Source organism: Kitasatospora sp. NPDC018058 (genome assembly GCF_044327205.1).
GTDB lineage: Bacteria > Actinomycetota > Actinomycetes > Streptomycetales > Streptomycetaceae > Kitasatospora.
This window is the reverse complement of record NZ_JBIRFA010000127.1, coordinates 1-2,668: the sequence shown is the minus strand read 5'-3', so window position 1 is coordinate 2,668 and position 2,668 is coordinate 1. Positions and strand designations below refer to the sequence as shown.

2 protein-coding genes are annotated in these 2,668 nt (G+C 67.9%); one reads left to right on the top strand and one right to left on the bottom strand.

From position 1 onward, the window contains the following. Positions 1-217, top strand: a 217-nt coding sequence (locus ACH4E7_RS45460) for a hypothetical protein (RefSeq protein ID WP_396255106.1), incomplete at its 5' end; no start/stop codon positions are given. Between the two features lie 297 nt (positions 218-514). On the opposite strand, the gene ACH4E7_RS45455 is transcribed toward ACH4E7_RS45460, so the two are convergent. Further along, complete coding sequence (locus ACH4E7_RS45455; protein WP_396255105.1) at positions 515-2,152, bottom strand: serine/threonine-protein kinase; 1,638 nt, start codon at positions 2,150-2,152, stop codon at positions 515-517. Positions 2,153-2,668 lie beyond the last annotated feature (516 nt).

Genomic DNA, 2,668 nt, shown 5'->3' with positions numbered 1-2,668 from the left:
ACGCGGGCCTACTCGGAGACCATCAAAGGATCATTCGGGAAGGTACGCCCTCCGCGTTCCTTCCGGAACCGATCCACAGGTCTTCAGCATTGCTCGGGAGGGCGCTGATGACGGCGCCGACCCGATCGACCACAAGGACCTCGACTACGACGATGACCCCGAGGACGACCAGGACGCCCCGGTCCTGGCCGGCTACTCCGAGGAGCCGCCGTTCTAACAGCGCCCCGGTCGGGCGGCTGGCGTTCCGAGAGGGAGCGCCGGCCGCCCGGGACCGGACCGTACCCACCCGCGACACCGGAGACAACCACGTGAGCGTTCCCGCCCTGACGATCCGCCAGCCCTGGCTGGCCGCTTCTCTCGGGGGTCGCCAGGCCTGACGTGGTGCCTGCCGGAGTATTCGCAGGTCAGTGGCTTGGGTTCGGAACCTACTGATCGCAACACGTGTGGCGCAAGGAGGCTCACTGACGCAACCTGGTCCGCTCATAGGGCGCATACCAGCGGGCACAGCCCGGCGTCAGGCGCTGCCCGCTGCCTGCCTCTCGAGGTATCGCCGTGTGCGCCAGAGCGCGTGGGCCATCAGGCCGTTTGCCAGGAGTAGCGACCATCCTCCAGGCATGTACACGCTACGAATCGTGTATCCCGCGTTGCTGTCATCCGAGATCTCCAGGCCGAGTGTCATCGCGAGCACCCACAGACCGAGGAGCGTGACGATCACGATCCAGCCAGCGCAGATCATGCCTGCCGCCCGACCCCACATTTTGAGGTCATGGTCGCTGGCCAGCCCCAGCAAGACCAGGACTGCCAAGACGAGGCCGGCCGCCGTGCCGATGATCCCGACCGGTATCACCTGCCAGTCCGTTGCCACCCCGGGGATGCCGCTGGGAAATGCTTCCCATGGGTGGTGCCAGTTGAAGGCCTCGGTCACACGCGCCACTTGAGCGCCGGAGGACTCCTTCTTCCAGGTCTCCGACATAAACGGCAGCAAGCTCGCACAGAGGAGCGCCGCCGCTGCCAGGAGGATCTCCGTCACATGTGTGGCGATCAAGCCGCCCACAGTGGCGAGCGCGGTCGGCTTCGGCGCCTGCTCCGGTGGGTTCTGAGGATCCGGCACCGCAGCGGGAGCCGACGATGCGACAGGCCTGATCCTCGGCGTCTTGCCGCCTACGTTGTCCGCGGTGACACTGGGGGAATCCGGCTGACCGGGGAAGACGGTGCTGGCCGCTAGCGCGTCAGGGGCGGTGAGGGCACGCAAAGCGCTGGTGCGCTCCTGGATCGCCGCACGGGCACCGTTGATCCCCATCCAAGCACCCGGACCGAGCACGTCACCCAGCTCCTCCTCGCACCACTTCCGCACACGTACCGGTGTCGGGCGCTGGTCGGGGTCCTTGTGCAGGCAGGCGGCAATCAGCTGGCGTAACGGCGGGGCGATGACAGAGACGTCCGGGGTGTCAGCGACGACGCGGTGGGCGACGGCCCACTCGTTCTCCGCGGCGAACGCCTCACGGCCGGTGGCGAGGAAGTACAGGGTGGAGCCGAGGGCGAAGACGTCGGAGGCCGCACCCACGGCCCGGCCCGCGGCCTGTTCGGGCGACATGTACAGCGGGGTGCCGATCCGGGTGGAGTGGCTGGTGTAGGTCACCGACTGTGTCAGGGATTTGACGATGCCGAAGTCGATGACCTTCGGGCCGCTCTCGTCCAGGATGATGTTCCCGGGTTTGAGGTCCCGGTGCACCACCTTCGCGGCGTGGATGTCGGCGAGGGCGTGGGCGATGCCCCAGGCCAGCAGCGTCACCTGACCGGTCGGCAGCGGCCCGTGCTCGACCACCAGGTCCCGCAGGGACGGCCCGGCCACGTACGTCGTGGCCAGCCACGGCCGCTCGGCTCGGGGAGCGGCGTCCAGCAGCGGTGCGAGGTGGGCGCCGCGCACCTTCTGCGCGGCGCCCACCTCGCGCGCGAACCGCTGCCCGAACTCCGCGTCCCTGGCGAACTCGTTACGGATCACCTTCACAGCCGCCGGCTGCCCGCCTGGGGACAGGGCAAGGAACACCTGCCCCATACCGCCCTCGCCCAGCCGCGCCACCAGCCGAAAGCCCCCGAGACTGTCCGGATCGTGCGACTGCAGTGCAGGAAACCGAAATGCCGCCCTCGACATGAAGCGCTCCCCTCCTCTTCCCGCCCTGAGATACCTCACGACTCGACCGCCCGACGCATTCGCCCACGAGGGTAGAGCCCCTACCTGACGCTCCGCCAGGTCCGGGACCCACCTCGCAGGGCCGCCTGCCGTCCTTAGCCTCCGGCCTGGTGTACCAGGCCAGCTGGCTGGGTCGGCGTCCCGATGAGATCTGCCGTCTGCCCTGGGACTGCCTCTCTCGTGACCAGGACGGCAAGCCGGTCCTGGTCTACGACAACCACAAGGCCCACCGGCTCGGTCGGCGTCTTCCGATCCCGGAGGCCACGGCCACCGTAATCGTGCGCCAGCAGCTGGCCGTCCGGAAGTTGTCAAGTCAAATGAGACGGTTTGACACTATATGGACTGTTGTGCGGGCACTGTCTCCGGCTTGGGCTGGTTGATCCTGTGGGGCTCGGAAAGTCGTCGCTGCTGGTCAGGCTGCGTACCAATACTCATTGATGACGCCGCCGAGGACGCGGGTACGCACGAGTCTGCGGC

Excerpts from the sequence above, each read along its gene's own strand:
- ACH4E7_RS45455 (WP_396255105.1), bottom strand. The coding sequence starts at position 2,152 with ATGTCGAGGGCGGCATTTCGGTTTCCTGCACTGCAGTCGCACGATCCG.